Source organism: Actinoplanes sp. NPDC051851 (genome assembly GCF_040681165.1).
Taxonomy (GTDB): Bacteria; Actinomycetota; Actinomycetes; order Mycobacteriales; family Micromonosporaceae; genus Actinoplanes.
Window position 1 is genome coordinate 1 of the sequence record NZ_JBFAYF010000110.1, and the last position, 17,960, is coordinate 17,960.

A 17,960-nucleotide genomic window follows, 5' to 3' on the forward strand; every position below is an offset into this window, starting at 1 on the left:
AGAGCGCCGACGGCCTGCACTACCTGCGGCCCGAGACCGCCCAGGGCATCTTCGTCAACTACAACAACGTGGCGACCGCGGCCCGCAAGAAGCCGAGCCCGCAGCCCGCAGCCCGCCGCCTGCCGCCTGCCGCCCGGCGCCCGCAGCCCGGCGCTTGGCGCTTGGCGCTTGGCATGCAAGGCAGAGCGCGGCGGCTGGCATTGAGGACGGTTTCGAGCTCGCTTTTCCGGTCGTAGGCGCCAGCCGAGCGGACGCCGACCGCTTCCGGCTGGCGCTGTGGGGTGTGTCGGGGCGCTCGACACACCCCACAGCGCCAGCCAAGTGCGGAACCCGGCCGCTCGCGGATCCCGGGGCGGCGCGGGTACTCGTTGACCGTTCGTGGACGGGCGCAGCCCTCTGGCGGGCGGCAGACGTCCCCGAACGCCGATCGTGTCTCCACGCCGCCCCGTTTTCGGCCGATCGTGTGCGGTCGCCGCCCCGTTCTGGTCGATCGTGTGCTCTGGCTGCCCTGGTCTGGTCGATCGTGTGCTGCGGGCGGCTCGGGTTGGGCGACTGTGCGCTGCGGCCGCCTCGCTTCGGGTGATCGTGTGCTGTGGCCGGACCGGGTAGGCGTTGAGGGCGTGGCGGGGTGGGGGTGTGGCGGAGAAGGGCGCGGGGGTGCAGCGGGGAGGGTGTGGCGGGGAGGTGGGTGTCAGGGGCGGGGGTGGTGGTCCTCGGCGGTGCGTTCCTCGCCTCGGCGGCGGAGGAGTTTGAGGCCCGGGAGGCCGGCGATCGCCAGGTGCAGGTCCTCGGTGACCTCGAGGAGTTTGTGCAGGTCGGGGCCGACCTGGTCGAGCTTGCTGAGCAGGGGCATCACGTCGTCGACCAGGTGGTCGCGGAGGGCGGGGAGCTGGTCGACCATCCGGATCGCGGCGGTCACCTCGTCGGGGGTGAGCTCGTCGACGAAACGGGCCGCGAGCGGGGCGGCCTGGCGGAGGGTGGGGGCGTAGCCCTCGAGGAGCTCGGTCGCGACGGCCGCCGCCTGCTCCGCCTGCTGAACCACCGCTGAGGCCCGTGCGGCCACGGCCGCCGCGTCGGTGACGATGCCGTCGGCGCGGCCGGTCAGGGCTGTCACGTCGTTCACGATGCCGTCGGCCTTGGTGGTCAGGGCGGTGGCGTTCGTCATCACGGTGGTCGCTGTGCCGGTCAGGGTGGTGACGTCGGTCATCACCGTGTTCGCCGTGGTGGTCAGGGTGCGGGCCTCGGTGATGACCTCGGCGGCGGCGTCGGCGGTGGTGCCGGCGCGGACGACCAGGTCGCGGGCGCCGTCGGCGGTGGTGGTGGCGCGCTGTACGAGGGTGGCGGCCGAGGCCGAGATGGCGCCGGCCTCCTCGACGGTGAGGGCGGCGGCCGTGGCGATGGCGCGGGCCTCGGCGACCGTGACCTCGGCCGTCGTGGCGATGGTCTGGGCCTGGGTGACCGTGTGCTCGGCGGCGGTGGCGACCGCGCCGACCCGCTGGATCAGCTCCTCGGCCTGGCCGATCGCCAGGCCGGCCCGGGTGACCAGGAGTTCGGCCTGGCCGAGCAGGGTGACGGCGCGGACCGGCACCGAGGCGACCGTGGCGGCGGTCTCGACCACCTGGCCGATCGCGGCGCGCGTGAGGTCGGCGGCGATGGCCGGCGCGGCGAGGGCGGCACGGGAGATCTGGAAGGCTCGGGACAGCAGGGACGCCATGCACCCATTCTGCGCCCCCGTGTCCCGCCCTTCCCGGCGATGGTGGTGACCGTGACGAACCGGACACCGCCGGGGCATGGGATCGTCGCGTACGCCGGAGTCTCGTGACCGCTCGTGTCGTACCGGAAGCTCTGGGTTGAAAAAAGCGGACTCATGTGGAATCCACAGGAACCGGGGGCGCGACGGAGGGCGGCGGCACGGCAGTATGCATGCGTGCGAACCCCGAACCTGATCCTGATCATGGCCGCCGTCGTCGTGCTGGGAGGTGGAGCGCTGGTGGCGAAGGGCCTGGTCGGTGGCTCGGTGACCGGTGGCACGTTCCTGACCGGCAGCGCCTCGTCGCCGTCGCCGACCGGGCCGAGCGCCGAGGAACTGGCCGCGATCGAGCGGAAGAAGCGGGAGACGGCGCTGACCGCGGCGCTGAAGGAGTACGCCGAGACGGTGCCCGAGTTCTCGGTGGCCGTCCTGGACCGGAACACCGGCGAGACGTACGCGTACCGCGGCGACGAGCAGTACGAGACCGCCAGCATCGTCAAGGTGCAGGTGCTCGCCTGTCTGCTGCTGCACGCGCAGGCCGACGACCGGGAGCTCACCGACAGCGAGGACTCCCGGGCCAAGCTGATGATCCGGAACAGCGACAACGACGCGACCACCTCGCTCTTCGTCGCGCTCGGCAAGCAGTCCGCGATCCAGAAGTGCGACAAGAAGCTGGGGCTCACCGACACCGTGGTGAACAGCGCCTGGGGGCTGACCAAGACCACCGTCAGCGACCAGGTGAAGCTGCTGAACCAGCTGGTGGACGAGGACAGCCCGCTCGACGAGGACTCCCGCGACTACGCCCACACGCTGATGAGCACCGTCTCCGAGGACCAGGAGTGGGGTGTGCCGGCGGCGGCGAAGACCGGCGAGGAGGCGACCGTGAAGAACGGCTGGCTGCAGCGCTCGACCGAGAACAACCTCTGGATCATCAACTCGGTGGGCCGGATCACCGGGGACGACGTGGACGTCTCCATCGCGGTCCTCTCGCACCAGAACGCGACGATGCCCGACGGCATCAGCGTGGTGGAGAAGGCCGCGAAGATGACCCGGACCCACCTCAAGTACTGAGCCGGGCCTCCCGGCGCTTGTTCCACCAGCTCATCGTCTGGTTCACGATCAGGATCAGGACGACCGCGGCGACCACGCCCTGCCACGCCTCGGGGAAGATCGAGCCGCCGGCCAGGCCGATCGCGGCGTAGACGGTGGACCAGAGGGCGCAGGCCGGCAGGTTGGCGACCACGAAGGTACGCCACGGCAGGCCGACGAAGGCGGCGGCGAGCAGCACCGGCACCCGGCCGCCCGGGATCAGCCGGGAGAGCAGCAGCACCTGGATCTGGTGCTGCTTGAGCCGCTCCTTGACCGAGGCGAGCCGCTCCTCGTCGCGCAGCCAGCGCAGGCGGCGGGCCAGCTGCTCGCCGCCGAGCCGGCACATCGCGTACATCGCCAGGTCGCCGACGTAGGCGCCGGCCGCGCCGGAGGCGACCACCAGGACCATGGTGATCGGCTCGCCGTCGTGGAAGGCGAGCGCGGCGGCGCTGCTCACCGCGGCGCCGGTCGGCACGATCGGCACGATGGCGCCGAAGCAGACGACCGCGAAGAGCCAGCCGATGGTCTCCAGGGTGCTGATCACGTGGTGGGGTCCAGGGTCAGCGTCTCGGCGTGCCGCAGCACCCGGACCCGGGTGTCCGGCGCGGTGTGCAGCGCGTGCTCGGCGAACTGCTCGCCGGGCCCGTCGAACATGTGCCGGCGGATGGTGCCCATGCCCATCGGCCAGAGCGTGCCGTAGTGCACCGGCACCGCCCAGGAGGCCTTCACCCGGCGCAGTGCCTCGGCCGCGGCCCGCGCGTCCAGGTGGCCGTGCGCGCCGAGGGTGGGCCCCCAGCCGCCGACCGGGATCAGCGCGAGGTCGAGCGGGCCGAGCCCGTGCATCCCGTCGAAGAGGCCGGTGTCGCCCGCGTACCAGGTGCGGGCGGCGCCCTCGACGACGAAGCCGATCGCCGCGGCGCGCTCCCGGGACCACGGTCCGCGGCCGCCGTCGTGCCGGGCCTGCACGGCGCGCACGGTGACCGCGCCGACCGAGGTCTCCTCGCCGGGTGCCAGCTCGACACAGCGCCGGGCCGCCTCCGGCCCGAGCGCCTTGGCGGTGAAGGCGGCGGCTCCCTTCGGCACGATCAACAGAGGCTTCCCGGGTACGGCCCGGAGCGAGGCGACGTGGAAGTGATCCGCGTGCAGGTGGGAGAGGAGCACCGCGTCCGGTGGCCCGGGGAGCCGGGGTGACGGGCCGGCGATCCGCCGCAGGTGGGCCAGCCGGTCGGTGAGCACCGGGTCGGTGAGCAGGGTGACGCCGGAGTCGGACAGCCACACCGTGCTGTGTCCCCACCAGGTGACCGCTGTCGTGCTCACGGGGCCACGTTACCGAGCCTGCGCAGCACCCGGCCGCACTGGCGCGCGTAGAGCCGCTGGAAGAGCACCGCGACCGGCCCGGCGAGGCGCATCAGGGCACCGGCCGGACGGCTGAACGCGACGACCTGGAACCACACCCGGCCCTGGTCGTCGCGCTCGACGGCGAACGACTCCTCCCCGGTCGCCGGGTGTCCGGCCCGGGTGCCGTACGCGAAACCGGTCTTGATCTTGTCTGCCGTCACCCAGACGATCTCGCAGGGTGCGCTGACCGGGCCGAGGCCGATGGTGATGCCGACGCCCGGAGCGGCGCGCCCGGCGTCGGCGTGGACCCGGGCCCCGGTGGCGCGGTGCATCCGGAACGTGACGACCGCCTCGCCGGCCGCCGCGTAGACCGCGTCGCCGGAGCCGATCAGCGTCCGATAGCGCAGGTGCCGGTAACCATCCGGCAGGTTTCCGGTCCGGGTCCGGCCGATCTCGGGGTACGTCAGTTCACTCACGCGCCCAAGTGTGCCCTTCGGGGCTCTCCGTGATTCCTGAGTCGCAGCTGTGATGTGACTCCGGCAGACTGTTCCCGTGACAGGACCCCGCTCCGCCGTCGTGGTGAACCCCGCCAAGGTGGCCGATCTCGATCAGCTGCGGCGCACCATGCACGCGGCTCTCCGCAAGGCCGGGTGGCCGGAGCCCACCTGGTTCGAGACCACGCCGGAGGACCCGGGCCGCGGCCAGGCCAAGCGGGCCGCGGCCGAGGGCGCCGAGCTGGTCTTCGCGTGCGGCGGCGACGGCACGGTGCAGGCCGTGGTCACCGCGCTGGCCGGCACCGACGTGGCGCTCGCCGTGCTCCCGGCCGGGACCGGCAACCTGCTCGCGGCGAACCTCGGGCTGGGCACCGACCCGGCGGCCGGGCTGCAGGTGGCGCTGGACGGCGGCCGGCGGCGGATCGACGTGGGTGTCTGTGGCGACCAGTGCTTCGTGGTGATGGCCGGGATGGGCTTCGACGCGATGATGCTGCAGGACACCTCGGAGCGGGCCAAGAAGCACATCGGCTGGCCGGCGTACCTGGGCGGCGCGATGAAACACCTGCTGGACCGGCCGATGCGGGTGCGGATCCGGCTGGACGGCGGCGCGCCGATGCCCCGCCATCCGCGTACGGTGATCGTCGGCAACGTGGGCCGGCTGCAGGGCGGGGTGCGGCTGCTCAAGAAGGCGGTGCCGGACGACGGCCGGCTCAACGTGGCGGTCATCAGCCCGACCGGGCTCTTCTCCTGGGCCCGGCTGATCGCGGCGGTGGCCAGCCGGCGGGAGCGGGTGCCGACCATGGAGACGTTCACCGCGTCCCGGGTGGAGCTGTACAGCAACCACGCCCAGCCCCGGCAGCTGGACGGTGACCTGATCGCGCCGGGCCGGGCCATGAAGATCTCGGTACGCCCCCGGGCCCTGCTGCTCTGCGTGCCGCAGCCGGACGCGGACCCGGATCTGGCGTTCGACGCGAATACGGTCGCGAAGCGGGCCGAACAGCTGTGAGCGACCGAAGGGAGCTCACCATCGGGCTCAGCGCCTCTGCTAGGGCCGGCGTGGAGCGCAGCGGAGCGCCGGCATGAGCAGTACGGAACCCGTTCCCGAGACCCGCACCATGGCCGGGGACGAGCTGTCGGCCGACGATGCGTACCTGGCGCTGCGGCACTACGGCGGCTGGCCGCTGCTGCGCGACGCGTTCGTCCGGTTCCGGTACGGCGACGGCTTCAGCCACTCCCGGGCGTTCGCGCTGCAGCTCTGCCTCGCCGTCGTCCCGTTCCTGATCGCCCTCTCCGGACTCGCCACCGACCTGGGCGCCGAGTCCGGCGGGCAGGTGGTCGCGGACACCGTGATCGCGCTGACCCCGGGCGCGAGCGAGCCACTCGTCCGTGAGCTGCTGGAGGACGACGACCGTACCGAGGACGCCGGCGAACTGGCCCTGACCCTCGGCCTGATCACCGGCCTGGTCGCGCTGACCACCGCGATGGCCCAGGTGGAGCGGGGCGCCAACCGGATCTACGGGGTGGAGCGGGACCGCCCGGCGCTGCTGAAGTACACCCGGGCCGTCGTGCTCGCGCTGACCGCGGGACTGCCCGCTCTGGTCGGTTTCCTGCTGCTGGTCGCCGGGCGCGCGGCGGGCGAGTCGGCGGAGCAGAACTTCCACCTGCCCGGCGTGCTCCGGGTGGGCTGGGACGTGGTGCGCTGGCCGGTCAGCCTCGCACTGATCGTCTTCGCGGTCGGCGCGCTCTTCCGGCACGCGCCGCGGCGCCGCCAGCCGGCGCTCTCCTGGCTGCTGGTCGGCGCGGTGGTGGCGACCGTGCTGTGGTGGCTGGCGAGCCTGGGCCTGGCCGGGTACGTCCGGGTCAGCGGCAGCTTCGGGGCGACGTACGGTCCGCTCACCGCGATGATGGCGCTGCTGCTCTGGGCGAACCTGACCGGCATCGCGTTCTTCCTCGGGCTGGCCTTCGCGGCCCAGTTGGAGGCCCGCCGGGTCGGTGCGAAGCCCGCCCAGCCGGACCAGTGGAAGCCGACGCCGACGGCCGACCTCCCCGCTCAGCGCACTCCCGGTGTACCGGCCGAACCCACCGGGTAAGAACGCGGCACCCCGATCTCTCGTGGAGTGCCTGATGACCGTCGAAGACGACAACCGCGTGGTGGAACGCACCGGCTGGGCTCCGGTGCGGCACTTCGCCGAGCGCAGCGTGCTCGGCCTGGCCGCGGTGATCGCCGCGGGCCTCGCCTTCGGCACGCTGCTCCTGCTGGTCCGCTTTCACTGGACCCCGCTGCGGAACCTGGACCAGGCGATCGCCGACGGCCTGAACCGCCGGGTGGCCGCTTCCGAACTCGCGGTCAAGGTCCTGGAACAGATCTCGTCGTTCGGCGGGCGGGTCTTCATGACGCTGCTGGTGGCGGTCGTGGTGGCGGCGCTGCTGCTCCGGCGGCGGCCACGGCCCGCGCTCTACCTGGTGGTCACCGGGATCGGCGCGCTGATCCTGGACCCGTCGCTGAAGGCGCTGGTCGGCCGGGTCCGCCCGGTGGTCGAGGCGCCGGTCGCGCACGCGCCGGGCAACAGCTTCCCGAGCGGGCACGCGCTCGGCTCGATGATCGTCTACGGGATGCTCGCGCTGGTGCTGATCCCGATGGTCAAGCGCGCCGGGCGGCCCTGGTTCCTCGGGCTGGCCGGGCTGATCGTGGCGCTGATCGGATTCAGCCGGATCGCGCTCGGCGTGCACTTCCTCTCCGACGTGCTGGCCGGTTGGCTGCTCGGGCTCGCCTGGATCAGCGTCACGGCGTACGCCTTCCGGATCTGGCGGCGCGAGGCCGGGCACCGGACCGCCTCGCCGGTCCACGACGGCCTGGAACCGGAGGCCGCGGCCGACCTGCGGCCCGCGCCCGCCGAGGACGCGGTGCTGCCGCACCCGTGGGCCAAGGGCGCCGAGATCCTGGTCGGCTGGGTGCTCGTCTTCGGGATGCTCTACGGCGTGGGGTACGTGGTGACCCGCTGGACGCCGGGCTGGGACGAGCGCTTCGACCAGTGGCTGCAGACCTTCCGGACCCCGGACCTGGACGAGCTGAGCCGGCTCTGGAGCAAGGCCGGCGACACCCACGCGATCCTCTTCGTCTCGCTGATCTTCTGCCCGCTGGCGATCGCCGCGTGGCGGCGGTGGCGCCCGGTGCTCTTCCTGGCGCTCGCCATGTTCGGCGAGCTCACCCTCTTCCTGACCAGCGCCGCCGCGGTGGACCGGCCGCGACCGCTCACCGACCAGATGGACGGCCGGATGCCGACCTCGTCCTTCCCGTCCGGGCACATCGCGGCGACCATCTGCCTCTGGACGGCGATCGCGCTGATCAGCATGCCGCGGATCCGGTCGGCGTGGCGCTGGGTCTTCCCGGTGCTCGCGGTGCTGATGCCGATCGGCGTGGCGCTCTCCCGGATGTACCGGGGCATGCACCACCCGACCGACGTGCTCGGCGCGGTGCTGCTCAGCGCGGGGTGGCTGACCGTACTCTGGATCACCGTGCGGCCCGGCGAGCACGCCGGGACGGCCACGGAGGCGGCCGCCGAGGCCTCCGCCATACCCGACCTGGAGCCGGTCCGGTGAGACTGCGCCTGATGACCTGGAACATCAAGACCGGGGGAGTGGACCGCCGCGAGCGGATCCGTCTCCCGGCGATCGCCCAGGTGATCAGCGCGGCGCGGCCCGACCTGCTCTGCCTGCAGGAGCTCCGGGACTTCGACCGGTCCGGCGGGCGCCGGATGCGGGACCTGGCCCACGCGGCCGGGATGGTCCCGCACCTGGCCCGGTCGGTCTTCGGGCAGCCGGTGGCGGTGCTGGTCCGGCCGCCGCTGCGGATGGACCGTACGGCGAGCGTGACCTGGCGGCTGCACCACGCGGCCGCGGTGGCGCTGATCGGTCTGGGCGGCGGCGCCCACCTGACCGTGGTCAGCACCCACCTCAACCCGTTCTCCCCGGACCGGCGCCGTCGCGAGGCCCGCTTCCTGGCCCTGCGGTACGCCTCCACCACCGCCCGGGTCGTGCTGGCCGGGGACCTGAACGGGCTGCACCCCGCGGACGACCACGAGGCGGCGCTGGACGGCCTGGACGCGGCGTACCGGAGGCGGCACCTGGGCCCGGACGGCGCGGTGGACTCCCGGGCGCTGGCGGCCTTCGCCGGGGCGGGCTTCACCGACCTGTGGCGGGTGGCCGGCGACGGCGATCCGCGGACCGTGCCGACCAGCCGGGGCGGCGGCGCGGAGTTCGGCGGCATGCGCCTGGACTACGTGCTGGCCAGCCCGCCGGTGGCCGCCGCGGCCCGGGAGATGCGGGTGATCCGGGGCGGCGCCACCGAGCACGCCTCCGACCACTACCCCGTCCGGGTCGACCTGGACCTGTGATCCGGGCGGGGCGATCGTTCCCGGGCGCCGGTCCACGACGCATACTCGCGGCATGACGATCGAGTTCCCCGAGCCGACCCGCGCGGCGGCCGGCACCGCCGAGGTCTTCACCGGCTACCTGGACTACTTCCGGGAGACCCTGCTGGCCAAGGTGGCCGCGATGCCCGACGGCGAGCGCCGCACCAGCCGCCTGCCCTCCGGCTGGACCCCGCTCGAACTGGTCAAGCACCTGCGGTACGTGGAGCTGCGGTGGATCGAGTGGGGATTCGAGGGGAAGCCGTTCGACGACCCGTGGGGCGACCGGAACGTCGACCGCTGGTACGTCGCCGCCGATGAGGGCTTCGCCGCCCTCGCCGACGAGCTGCGGGCGCAGGGCGCGCACACCGGCGAGGTGGTCGCCGCGACCCGGCTGGACGAGGTCGGCCGGCCCGGCCCGCGCTGGGACGGCGCCGCGCCGCCCACCCTGGAGCGGATCCTCTTCCACCTGGTCCAGGAGTACGCCCGGCACGTCGGCCACGTGGACATCGTGGCCGAACTGGCGGTGGGCGCCGTCGGGGAGTGACCGGTCACCCGGCGACCACCCGGTCCCGGCCGTTGCGCTTGGCGGCGTACAGGTTGCGGTCGGCGATGGAGAGCAGCGACGAGAAGGTGCCCTCGCCCTCCGGGGCGGTGGTCATCCCGATGCTGGTGGTCACCGGCAGGGTCCCGGTGATCGGCTCCCAGGGGTGCGCCCGGATCCGCAGGCGCAGCCGCTCGCAGCGCACCGCCGCCTCGGCGGCGTTCATCCCGGGGAAGACCAGCAGGAACTCCTCGCCGCCCATCCGGGCGGCGAGGGCGCTGCCCGGCGCCGACTCGGTCAGCAGCTCGGCGACGTGCTGCAGGACCGTGTCGCCGGTGGCGTGCGAGAGCGTGTCGTTGACCCGCTTGAAGTGGTCCAGGTCGACGATCGCCAGCGAGATCGGGCGGCGCCGGGCGGCGGCCTCCAGCAGCAGGGCGGGCACCCGCTCGTTGACGAAGCGGCGGTTGTAGAGGCCGGTGAGCGCGTCCCGGTGGGCCATCTCCCGGAAGTGCTCACTGGCCCGGCGCGCCTCGTTCGCGTCGAAGACCGCCTGCAGCGCGCGGGCCCGGGCCTCCCGCTGCACCGAGAGCAGCGCGGTGGACTCGGTGTGGAAGGCGCGGTGCTCCTCGTACGCCTCCGCGTACCGCCCGGTGGCCGCGTAGAGCGCCGCCCGCTCCTCGCGCAGCCGTGCCCGGACGGCGGCCAGCCCGCGCTGGTCGCAGAGCGTGAGGGTGGCGTCCAGGGCGGCCTGGGCCTCGGCGTACCGGCCGTCCAGCCGGCGGGCGACGGCCAGGGTCAGCCGGCACTCGGCGGCCGCGTCGGCCTCGTTCGCGTCGACCTGGTCGGCCAGGACCGGGGCGAGCACGGCCTCGACGGCGTCGTACCGGGCGCTCATCATCTCCACCCGGGCGATGGTGTCCAGCTCGTTCGCGCCGAACCGGTGGCCGCTGCGGGCCCGCAACCGGCGCATCTGCTCGACCCGGGAGCGGGCGGCGGGCTCGTCGTCGACCTCGTACGCGCTGTACGCCATGTTGTTCAGCACGAGCAGCGCCATCTCGTGGTCCCCGGCGGACGCGGCCAGGGTCAGCGCCTCCCGGGCCCGGTTCTCCCCGTCGGCCCGCGACCCGGTCTCGTCCAGCGCGACCGAGAGCGTGAGCAGGTGACGGGTGCGTACGGTCGCCGGGGTGTCGCCGGTGAGATGGGCGACCGCCTGGACGGCATGCTTCAGCGAGTCGGCGAAGTCGCCCACGTGCCGGTAGAAGATCGACAGCTCGCGGTGCGCGCGGGCCAGGACGTACGGCGCGCCGTGCCGCTCCGCCCAGGCCTGCACCCGGTGCGCGATCTGGCCGCCCTCGCCGGTCCGCCCCTCGCGCAGCGCGACCATGGCCAGCAGCAGGTCGGCCCGGTGCCGGATCTCGTCCGCGCCGAGCTCGGCGGTCAGCTCGGCGGCCTGCGCGCGGATCGCCTCGGCCGGCTCGCGGACGGTGCGGAACGCGGACATCGGCCGGGTCTCGAGCTCCGCGACGGCGGACTCGAGGACGCCGACCGGGGCACAACTCGCCGTCTCCGTCGTCACAGGCCCTGCTTCCTCTCGAGGCTGTGACTGCCCACCCTCCGGGCCCGCGGGTGCGGAACGGGTCCGGTCCGGTTGCGAGGCGGTTGCGGTCACCGGCGGGTACACACCGGCGCCGCGCCGGCGATCCGGTTCTTCGATTGGCGTACGCCGATGCTGAAGCAGTAGTTCTCCCCGGTGTCGAGGCTGTAGACGACGAAGTCCGTGGTGCCGGCGGGCAGCTTCTGGAACTCGGCGGCCGGCTCGCCGCTCCGGGCGCCGGAGATGACCACCTGACCGGTGCCGGTCGCCGGGTACATCCACTGCAGGGTGACGCTGTCCCCGGTGTCCCGGACGATCCGTACGCCGTCCGGTGCGCCCAGCGGGGTCGTCGTGGTCGTGGTCGCGGTGGTGGGTGCGGCCGCCGGGGTGACGGCGCCGTTCGCGTCCGGCAGGGTGAGGATGACCGCGGCGGTGGTCGCGGCCACCCCCGCCGCCAGGGCCGCGGCCAGCATCACCGTGCGGCCGCGGGACCGCGGCCTGGCCTCCGGTTCGGGCCGGGCGGTCCCCTTCGGCAGTGGGCGGCCGTCCTCGCCGTAGTCCGGCGCCCGCTGGCCGGGGAGCGGCGGCGGGGTGTCCGCCCGGGCGTGCCGCCCGGTCACGTCGCCGGGGGAGCGGTGTACGTCGCGGAGGTAGAGCGGCTGCTGGTAGACGGTCCCGGCCGGGTCGGTCTCCCGGTCGTCCGGCGGGGGCTGGGCCGGGTCGTCGAGCTCGGCGGTGTCCCACGGGTCGACCGAGGCCGGGTCGGGCACGGTCGGCCGCCGCGGGAACGGCCGGAACGCGCCCACCCGGATCTCGGTGTCGTCGTCGGCGGTGGGCGCGGGCCGGCGCATCTTGCCGCAGGTGTGCCGCCCGGTGCGCTCCGCGGCGGCCAGCCGGGCGGCCTGCCGGGCCAGCGGGTGCCCGGGCGGGAGATGCCGGGCGCTGAGGTCGTTCGCCAGGGCCAGGTGCTCGCGGGCCGCCGCGTCCCGGCCGCACTCGCGCTCCATCGCGCCGAGCCGGGCCAGCATCTTGATGCCGGCCGGGGCCTCGTCGCCGTACGCCGTCCGGTGCCGCCGCCACGCGTTCGCCAGCCGGGCCCGGGCCGCGCCACAGTGGCCGGCCGAGTGCTCGGCGATCGCCAGGTCGGCCTCGGCGGCCAGTACCCGGGGCGAGTCGCCACCGTCCAGCCGGGTCATCTCGGCGAGCAGGTCGTGGTAGACCAGCGCGGCCCGGCCGTGCTGGCCGATCCGCTGCAGGACGGCGGCGTGGGTGGCCGCGGCGGCGACCGTGCGCTCGTCGCGGGGGCCGTGCAGGCGCTCCTCGGCCTGGTGGGCGTACGCCGCCCAGAGACGGGCGGACTGCGGGTCGCCGAGCGCGATCAGCACCCGGGCGTGCAGGGCCGCGGCGACGGCGAGATCGTCGGTCGCCCGGCGCGGATCGGCGTCCGCGCCGCGCAGGCCGTCGGCGAGGACGGCCCGGGCGCCCGCGAGATCGCCTGCCGAAGTCAGCGTCTGGGCCTGGGCGGTGAGGTCGGCGAGTGGTGGGGCCACGTATCACATAGTGCTCACACGGATACCCTGTGTACAAGTCTTGGAGCGTGACGGGCGACGGGGTACAACACGGGTATGTCGATCACGACGGTCAAACGCGAACTACTGATCCGCTGCCTGGAGGCGTGGGCCCCGGCGGCGCTGCATCGGGGTCGCCGGGCGATCTATCTGCACGGATACGCCGACGCCGACCCGGCCACCGCCGAGGCCGCGGTGCGGGCGATCGCCGACCTGCCCGACCTCGCGCGGGGCCGGGAACTGTCCATGGTGGTCATCGGTGACGACTTGACGACACTCGGGGGGAGGTTGGCGGAGGTGCAGCGCCAGGCGGGCGCGGGGGCCGGGCTCACCGTGCTGCCGATCGGGGGCGGGACCGACGCGCGGGCCGGCGTCTCCCTGCAGGCGGTGGGGGCGTCCCGCGTACCCGTGATGGGATTTCTGGACGCGGCGGGAGCGAGCGAACCGCCCGCGGTGACCACCGTCCGGGCCCTGACCGCGGGCAGGCCGGTGGAGGTGCTGATGATCCTGGCGCCCGGCACCGACGTGACGCCCTACCGGACGGCCGGATTCCCGCTCCTCACCGCGGCCGAACTGGCCACCGGCGAGGAACCGGGCGAGGTGGTGGTCTTCGCGACCGGGTCGGGGAAGAGCCTGGAGGGCTTCAAGGAGGCGCTCTGGGCGGTCGACGAGTTCGCCGGCGTACGGCTGCGCGACCCCGGCGACCCGGACCGGCACCTGATCGACATCTCGCTCACGCCGCATCCCGGCCCGCTCCGCCGCGAACTGCTGGCGCACCTGACCGAGGTGGGTACCGCGACCGTGTCCGAGCTGCGCACCTTCGCGCTGACCGAGACGGTCTACCGGGCCGCCGACGCGACCCGGGTGCTGCACCAGCTGATCGACGCGGGGACGGTCGCCCGGCGGCCGGAACACGGCCGCCTGGGCGGCGACGTCGAGATCAGCGTCCTATGAGCGGGAGCGGGACTTGTCCTGCTTCCAGGAGAGCGGCCCGGGCAGGTCGACCCGGTGCGCCCGTGCCTTGGAGTTCCAGGACCAGCGACCGATCTTGATGCTCCAGGACGAGAAACCGTTCTCAGTGAAGTTCAGGATCAACGGCCCGAACTTCTTGCGGCTGCGGAACATGAGGCCCATCGGAGCGTCTCCCATCTCGTTGCGTGATGGGCAGACGGTTCCCGATCGCGTCGATCCACAAACGTCAGCGCGGCTGCCAGGCGTCCGGCCGGGTGGTGAGCTTCCGGACGTGCGCCGGCATCCGGCCGCTGATCAGCTCGGCCAGGCTCACCTCGTCGACCACCTCGCGCACCGCGGCGCGGACCGCCACCCAGAGGTTCGGCAGGTTCTCGGCGGCGCCGGAGTACTGCGTCTCCTCGGGCCGCAGGCCGCGCACCCCGGCCAGCGGGCCGTCCACGGCCCGCAGGATCTGGCCGATGGTCACGTCCCGTGGCGGGTGCGACAGCGTGTAACCCCCCTCGGCCCCGCGCTGTGCCCGGACCACGCCGGCGCGGCGCAGGTCGGCGAGCACCGCCTCGAGGAACTTGCGGGGCATTTCCTGGTCCTGGGCGATGGCTTGGGCGGACATCAGGGCGGGGTAGGCCTGCGCCAAACTGAGGGCGGCCCGGACCGCGTAGTCGCCGCGCGCGGAGATCTGCACCCGGCTATTCTGCCCTGTCCGTGCCGCCCGGGTGCAGATACCCCACCCCGATATGGGAATTAACCCTCAATCGGCGGGGCGCCGCTGGCCCGGGACCCCGGTCGGGCCGGCGTACCGGCCACGGAACTGACCAGGGCTGAGACCCGTCTCGCGGTGGAAGAACCGGCCGAAGTTGGTCGGCTCGCCGAAGCCCAGGCCCCGGCCCACCTCCGCCACCGACAGGTCGGTCGCGGCGAGCAGCCGGCGCGCCTGCAGCGCGACCCGGTCGTCGACCACCTGCTTGGCCGTACGCCCGGTGATCGAGAGACTGGCGCGGGTCAGCGTCCGGACCGAGCAGCCCAGTTCGGCGGCGTAGTCCTCGACCCGGCGACTCGACGGGTAGCCCTCCTCGAGCCGCCGCCGGAACCGCTCGAACGTCCGGGCCTCCACGTTCACGGCCGACGGCTCGGTGCCGTCCAGCGACCGGATGCGGAGCAGCAGGGCGGCGAGCTCGTGCCGGAGGAGGGCCGCGGTGACCGTGCCGGCCCGACCGCCGGCGTCCGCCGCCAGATGGTCCATCGCGGACCGGAACACCTCCGGTTCGGCCAGGACCAGGGGTGTCGACCCCGGCCCGTCCGGATCGTCGGGCTCCAGCCCGGGGAGTTCCCCCGGGGCGAAGAGGCCGGAGCGGAAGACGACCGACCGTGGCTCGGCCGCGCCGTCGGCGGCCGGACGGAAGGCGGCGGCCTGCCCCGGCCGGAGCCAGAGCAGGGTTCCCGGGCCGCAGAGGTGGGAGGTGAAGTCGATGTCGGCGTACCAGGGCCCCGTGGCGGTCAGCACAAGCGCGTGACACTCCAGCAGACCGGTGACGGCGGCGTCCGTCGTCGCCGGCAGGGCGCAGGCGCCGACCCCCGCCCACTCGGGCGGTGGATACGTGTGCGCGCGCTCAGCGCGGTGAGTGAGAGCTGGCATCGCGATGACGGTATCCGTCGATGACCGTCAACGCATCCGGTACTGAACGTAACGCGCTATTTGTCCGAATTATTGCTCGGTATTCGCTATACGTCCGATTCCGATTGCTATTCGGAGAACCCTTGCCTTTCCCGGATAAAGGGCCACTCCGGGGCGTGCGGTTCCTGGATAAAGGGCGACCCGCGCGGACCACCGAGGTCCGTGCGGGTCGCCCTTCACCGCGTTGTCGATCAGCGCCGCCGACCGACTATCGTCATCGGCCCGCCAGTAGCCGGTTGACCGCCGCGTCGACGTCCAGGTGATCGGATTCCCGGCCGCGGGGCACCACCACATAGGTGCGCCGCAGGAACCGGACCAGGACGCTGCGCGGCACCTCGAACAGGGCGTTGCCGTCCGGGGACGACAAGGCCAGAGCGACGAAGTCTCCGCGCGGCGTGGCCCACGGCCACACCCGGACATCGCCGATACCCGCGGGCTCGTCGAGCCCGGTCACGAGCAGTTCCCGCGCGAAGGACCAGCTCACGGCTTCCCCACCGGCTGATTCTGCGTGGAACAACACGTGGACCGCGTACGGGTCCGCTGGGTCGTACCGCAGACTGGCGCGCACGGGCAGTGCCGTCGCGTCAGGCGCTACGAGCCGCAGCGAGGTTTCGACCTCGACGGTCGTTGGACGAATGGTACTCATGGACGAACTCCCCCCGGCACCGCTGCGAGGCTGGTGAACCCCGCGTTTCCCATACTCAGGTGATCCCTGTCGTTACGCTCCGCCATACGCTGATCTCACCCAGTAGTGGGAAGACGGTTCCGAAAACGCCTCCGCCCAGGACGTAAAGCGATACCTTGTCCTGTTCTGCCCATGTACTCGGTTCCGCCCGGCGTCGGGTGGTCCAGCAGTTGACTTACTCCGGTAACGTCCATTTCTCCCGGGTGGTGACGGGGCTCCGGGACACTGGGGGATGAAATGGTCCTAAAACCGGACGACAGGGCTTCAGGCGTGCGTGTGCTCGACCGTATCCGTTCCACTCCGACCGGCCGGCTGGCCCTGAAGATCGGCATCGGCACCCTCGGTGGCCTGGTGGTCATCGTCGGGATCATCCTGATCCCGTTCCCCGGCCCCGGCTGGGCCATCGTCATCCTCGGTCTGGCGATCCTCGCCGTCGAGTTCCACTGGGCGCGCGGCGCGCTCGCGTTCACGAAGCGCCACGTCCAGAGTTGGACCCACTGGATCGCCCGCCAGTCTCTCCCGGTTCGCGCGGTGGTGGGGCTGGTCGGCCTGATCTTCATCAGCGCGGTGGTCTGGCTCAGCGTTCGGATGAGCTTCGGCATTGACCTGTTTCAGGTCGCCCTGGACTGGTTGCACCGGGGTTGACCCCCCGGATTCGCGCGCCCCGCGGCCCATCCGGTAGAGTTCTGTCTCGTTGAGGGCGATTAGCTCAGCGGGAGAGCGCTCCGTTCACACCGGAGAGGTCACTGGTTCGATCCCAGTATCGCCCACAAGTATATCTAGCTGCGAAAACACCCGCTGCCATGATCCACGGCAGCGGGTGTTTTGTCATTATTTGGGAGCAAACGGGGAGCAGCGGCCCCCGCGGCGTTGCGCCTGCTGGCCGCCAAGGCCGCCGGGATGGACAACGCGGTGCCGCGCACCCCGGCCAGCAGTACTCCGACCACGTTCCACCAGCGGTGCGCGGAAGTCCTGGCGCCGGCACTCGGCTGAGAACGCGGATCGGCGCCGGGTCCATCGCGGGCCCGGCGCCGATTCTCCGTACGCGATCAGCGGTGCCAGGTGCGAGTGGAGCTGACCGTCACGTTGCCCGCCTTGTCGTAGGCGCGGAGCTTGACGGTGAACTTCTTGCCGTACTTCTTGGTGTTGATCGAGAAGGCGTAGCCAGCCCTGGCGTCGGTGGCGACCACCTTGCCGTTGATCAGCAGCTGCACCTTGGCGATGCTGTTCTTGTCCTTGGCGGCGGCGACGACCTTGACCGTGCCGCTGACCTTCGCGCCGTTCTTCGGTCCCTTGGTCACCTTGAGCGTCGGCTTGGTGTTGTCCACGATCACCGTGCGCTTGACGGTGCGTACGTTGCCGGCGGCGTCGGTGACCTGCCAGGTCACCGTCTGCGTGCCGTCCTTGCCGGTGCGGACGGTTGCGGAGGTGCAGGTGCACCCGCCGACGAGCCGTGTCGAGACGTCCACGGAATCGGCGTCCGAGGCGGCGATCTTGGTGGTGAAGGACTTGCCGCGTAGCAGCTGTCCGTTTGCCGGCGTGAGCGAGTCGACTGTCGGGTCGGTGTTGTCGATGTAGACGTACCAGCCGGCCGTGGTCTCCTGGCCGAGCTTGTCCCAGGCCCGGATCTCGACGATGACCTTCCCGTTCGGGTACGAGCCGGACCAGGGCAGGCTGGTTCCAGTGCCGAGCTGGACGCCGTCGAGCCACCACTCGACGTGATCGACGCCAGCCGGGTCGTCGACGTCGGCGACTAGACGAGTGATGACTGGGGTCACCTGCGTGGACGTGGGTGGTTGCTGAGTGAACAGATGAGGGTCTCCAAGATCGACGTTGCTGAGCAAC

The 17,960-nt window shown here is 72.7% G+C and carries 21 protein-coding genes and 1 tRNA gene; 11 read left to right on the plus strand and 11 right to left on the minus strand.

All coding sequences use genetic code 11. The annotated features are described in order from the left end of the window. Positions 1–236, plus strand: a 236-nt coding sequence (locus AB0M08_RS45500; RefSeq protein ID WP_364508073.1) for a hypothetical protein, incomplete at its 5' end; no start/stop codon positions are given. Positions 237–691: 455 nt separating this feature from the next. Here AB0M08_RS45500 and AB0M08_RS45505 read toward each other — a convergent pair. Further along, entirely contained in the window at positions 692–1,714 is a 1,023-nt protein-coding gene (locus AB0M08_RS45505; RefSeq protein ID WP_364508022.1) for a hypothetical protein, read from the minus strand. 213 nt (positions 1,715–1,927) lie between these two features. On the opposite strand from AB0M08_RS45505, the gene AB0M08_RS45510 reads away from it, so the two are divergent. Continuing rightward, a complete protein-coding gene (locus tag AB0M08_RS45510) occupies positions 1,928–2,821 on the plus strand; it encodes a serine hydrolase (protein ID WP_364508025.1) in 894 nt (297 codons plus the stop codon). Here AB0M08_RS45510 and AB0M08_RS45515 read toward each other — a convergent pair. The 3 genes from AB0M08_RS45515 to AB0M08_RS45525 are packed head-to-tail and all read right to left on the minus strand — an operon-like array spanning position 2,811 to position 4,653. Then, the gene (locus tag AB0M08_RS45515) at positions 2,811–3,383 is read right to left on the minus strand and encodes a VTT domain-containing protein (protein ID WP_364508027.1); all 573 of its coding nucleotides are present in this window, start codon (positions 3,381–3,383) and stop codon (positions 2,811–2,813) included. The genes AB0M08_RS45510 and AB0M08_RS45515 overlap by 11 nt on opposite strands. After that, a complete protein-coding gene (locus AB0M08_RS45520) occupies positions 3,380–4,156 on the minus strand; it encodes an MBL fold metallo-hydrolase (protein ID WP_364508029.1) in 777 nt (258 codons plus the stop codon). Before AB0M08_RS45520 ends, AB0M08_RS45515 begins: the two co-directional genes overlap by 4 nt. Next, on the minus strand, positions 4,153–4,653 hold the full coding sequence (locus tag AB0M08_RS45525) for a DUF1990 domain-containing protein (protein ID WP_364508032.1): 501 nt from the start codon (positions 4,651–4,653) through the stop codon (positions 4,153–4,155). The genes AB0M08_RS45520 and AB0M08_RS45525 overlap by 4 nt, the downstream gene beginning before the upstream one ends. A gap of 76 nt (positions 4,654–4,729) precedes the next feature. Between AB0M08_RS45525 and AB0M08_RS45530 the strand changes: the two genes are divergently transcribed. From AB0M08_RS45530 to AB0M08_RS45550, 5 genes are all read left to right on the plus strand, one after another. Further along, complete coding sequence (locus tag AB0M08_RS45530) at positions 4,730–5,677, plus strand: diacylglycerol kinase family protein (protein ID WP_364508035.1); 948 nt, start codon at positions 4,730–4,732, stop codon at positions 5,675–5,677. Positions 5,678–5,750: 73 nt separating this feature from the next. Continuing rightward, positions 5,751–6,761 (plus strand): YihY/virulence factor BrkB family protein, encoded by a 1,011-nt coding sequence (locus AB0M08_RS45535; RefSeq protein WP_364508038.1) that lies wholly within the window; start codon positions 5,751–5,753, stop codon positions 6,759–6,761. Between the two features lie 34 nt (positions 6,762–6,795). Further along, positions 6,796–8,271, plus strand: a complete 1,476-nt coding sequence (locus AB0M08_RS45540) for a phosphatase PAP2 family protein (protein WP_364508040.1) — start codon at positions 6,796–6,798, stop codon at positions 8,269–8,271. Further along, a complete protein-coding gene (locus AB0M08_RS45545; RefSeq protein WP_364508043.1) occupies positions 8,268–9,065 on the plus strand; it encodes an endonuclease/exonuclease/phosphatase family protein in 798 nt (265 codons plus the stop codon). Before AB0M08_RS45540 ends, AB0M08_RS45545 begins: the two co-directional genes overlap by 4 nt. Before the next feature lie 52 nt (positions 9,066–9,117). Next, positions 9,118–9,627: a DUF664 domain-containing protein gene (locus AB0M08_RS45550; protein ID WP_364508046.1), complete on the plus strand. Its 510-nt coding sequence runs from the start codon at positions 9,118–9,120 to the stop codon at positions 9,625–9,627. Between the two features lie 4 nt (positions 9,628–9,631). Here the strand turns inward: AB0M08_RS45550 and AB0M08_RS45555 are convergent, their stop codons facing one another. Continuing rightward, positions 9,632–11,200: a GGDEF domain-containing protein gene (locus AB0M08_RS45555; RefSeq protein ID WP_364508049.1), complete on the minus strand. Its 1,569-nt coding sequence runs from the start codon at positions 11,198–11,200 to the stop codon at positions 9,632–9,634. Between the two features lie 89 nt (positions 11,201–11,289). After that, positions 11,290–12,768, minus strand: a complete 1,479-nt coding sequence (locus tag AB0M08_RS45560) for a fibronectin type III domain-containing protein (RefSeq protein ID WP_364508051.1) — start codon at positions 12,766–12,768, stop codon at positions 11,290–11,292. Positions 12,769–12,843: 75 nt separating this feature from the next. Here AB0M08_RS45560 and AB0M08_RS45565 point away from each other — a divergent pair, with 75 nt between their 5' ends. Continuing rightward, positions 12,844–13,740: a hypothetical protein gene (locus AB0M08_RS45565; RefSeq protein WP_364508054.1), complete on the plus strand. Its 897-nt coding sequence runs from the start codon at positions 12,844–12,846 to the stop codon at positions 13,738–13,740. Here AB0M08_RS45565 and AB0M08_RS45570 read toward each other — a convergent pair. The 4 genes from AB0M08_RS45570 to AB0M08_RS45585 all read right to left on the minus strand — a co-directional run bounded on the left by AB0M08_RS45570 (position 13,735) and on the right by AB0M08_RS45585 (position 16,076). Next, positions 13,735–13,920: a DUF4236 domain-containing protein gene (locus AB0M08_RS45570; RefSeq protein ID WP_364508057.1), complete on the minus strand. Its 186-nt coding sequence runs from the start codon at positions 13,918–13,920 to the stop codon at positions 13,735–13,737. The genes AB0M08_RS45565 and AB0M08_RS45570 overlap by 6 nt on opposite strands. Before the next feature lie 64 nt (positions 13,921–13,984). Further along, positions 13,985–14,440 carry an Rrf2 family transcriptional regulator gene (locus AB0M08_RS45575; protein WP_364508059.1) on the minus strand — a complete coding sequence of 152 codons (456 nt, stop codon included), beginning with the start codon at positions 14,438–14,440 and terminating at the stop codon, positions 13,985–13,987. Between the two features lie 66 nt (positions 14,441–14,506). Beyond that, positions 14,507–15,391: an AraC family transcriptional regulator gene (locus AB0M08_RS45580; RefSeq protein WP_364508062.1), complete on the minus strand. Its 885-nt coding sequence runs from the start codon at positions 15,389–15,391 to the stop codon at positions 14,507–14,509. A 253-nt stretch (positions 15,392–15,644) separates the two neighbouring features. Beyond that, complete coding sequence (locus tag AB0M08_RS45585) at positions 15,645–16,076, minus strand: SsgA family sporulation/cell division regulator (protein ID WP_014446635.1); 432 nt, start codon at positions 16,074–16,076, stop codon at positions 15,645–15,647. 276 nt (positions 16,077–16,352) lie between these two features. Between AB0M08_RS45585 and AB0M08_RS45590 the strand changes: the two genes are divergently transcribed. The 3 genes from AB0M08_RS45590 to AB0M08_RS45600 all read left to right on the plus strand — a co-directional run bounded on the left by AB0M08_RS45590 (position 16,353) and on the right by AB0M08_RS45600 (position 17,108). Next, entirely contained in the window at positions 16,353–16,760 is a 408-nt protein-coding gene (locus AB0M08_RS45590) for a TIGR02611 family protein (protein ID WP_364508065.1), read from the plus strand. Between the two features lie 53 nt (positions 16,761–16,813). Next, a tRNA-Val gene (locus tag AB0M08_RS45595) sits at positions 16,814–16,885 on the plus strand. Positions 16,886–16,985: 100 nt separating this feature from the next. Then, complete coding sequence (locus AB0M08_RS45600) at positions 16,986–17,108, plus strand: hypothetical protein (protein ID WP_364508068.1); 123 nt, start codon at positions 16,986–16,988, stop codon at positions 17,106–17,108. A gap of 56 nt (positions 17,109–17,164) precedes the next feature. Here the strand turns inward: AB0M08_RS45600 and AB0M08_RS45605 are convergent, their stop codons facing one another. Beyond that, positions 17,165–17,959, minus strand: coding sequence for an Ig-like domain-containing protein (locus AB0M08_RS45605; RefSeq protein WP_364508070.1), 795 nt, complete (start codon positions 17,957–17,959; stop codon positions 17,165–17,167). Position 17,960 lies beyond the last annotated feature (1 nt).

Bases quoted from the DNA above. Each gene is read 5' to 3' on its own strand.
- AB0M08_RS45505 (WP_364508022.1), bottom strand. From the start codon at position 1,714: ATGGCGTCCCTGCTGTCCCGAGCCTTCCAGATCTCCCGTGCCGCCCTC.
- AB0M08_RS45535 (WP_364508038.1), top strand. From the start codon at position 5,751: ATGAGCAGTACGGAACCCGTTCCCGAGACCCGCACCATGGCCGGGGAC.
- AB0M08_RS45540 (WP_364508040.1), top strand. From the start codon at position 6,796: ATGACCGTCGAAGACGACAACCGCGTGGTGGAACGCACCGGCTGGGCT.
- AB0M08_RS45550 (WP_364508046.1), top strand. From the start codon at position 9,118: ATGACGATCGAGTTCCCCGAGCCGACCCGCGCGGCGGCCGGCACCGCC.
- AB0M08_RS45565 (WP_364508054.1), top strand. From the start codon at position 12,844: ATGTCGATCACGACGGTCAAACGCGAACTACTGATCCGCTGCCTGGAG.
- AB0M08_RS45570 (WP_364508057.1), bottom strand. From the start codon at position 13,920: ATGGGCCTCATGTTCCGCAGCCGCAAGAAGTTCGGGCCGTTGATCCTG.
- AB0M08_RS45580 (WP_364508062.1), bottom strand. From the start codon at position 15,391: ATGCCAGCTCTCACTCACCGCGCTGAGCGCGCGCACACGTATCCACCG.
- AB0M08_RS45585 (WP_014446635.1), bottom strand. From the start codon at position 16,076: ATGAGTACCATTCGTCCAACGACCGTCGAGGTCGAAACCTCGCTGCGG.
- AB0M08_RS45590 (WP_364508065.1), top strand. From the start codon at position 16,353: ATGGTCCTAAAACCGGACGACAGGGCTTCAGGCGTGCGTGTGCTCGAC.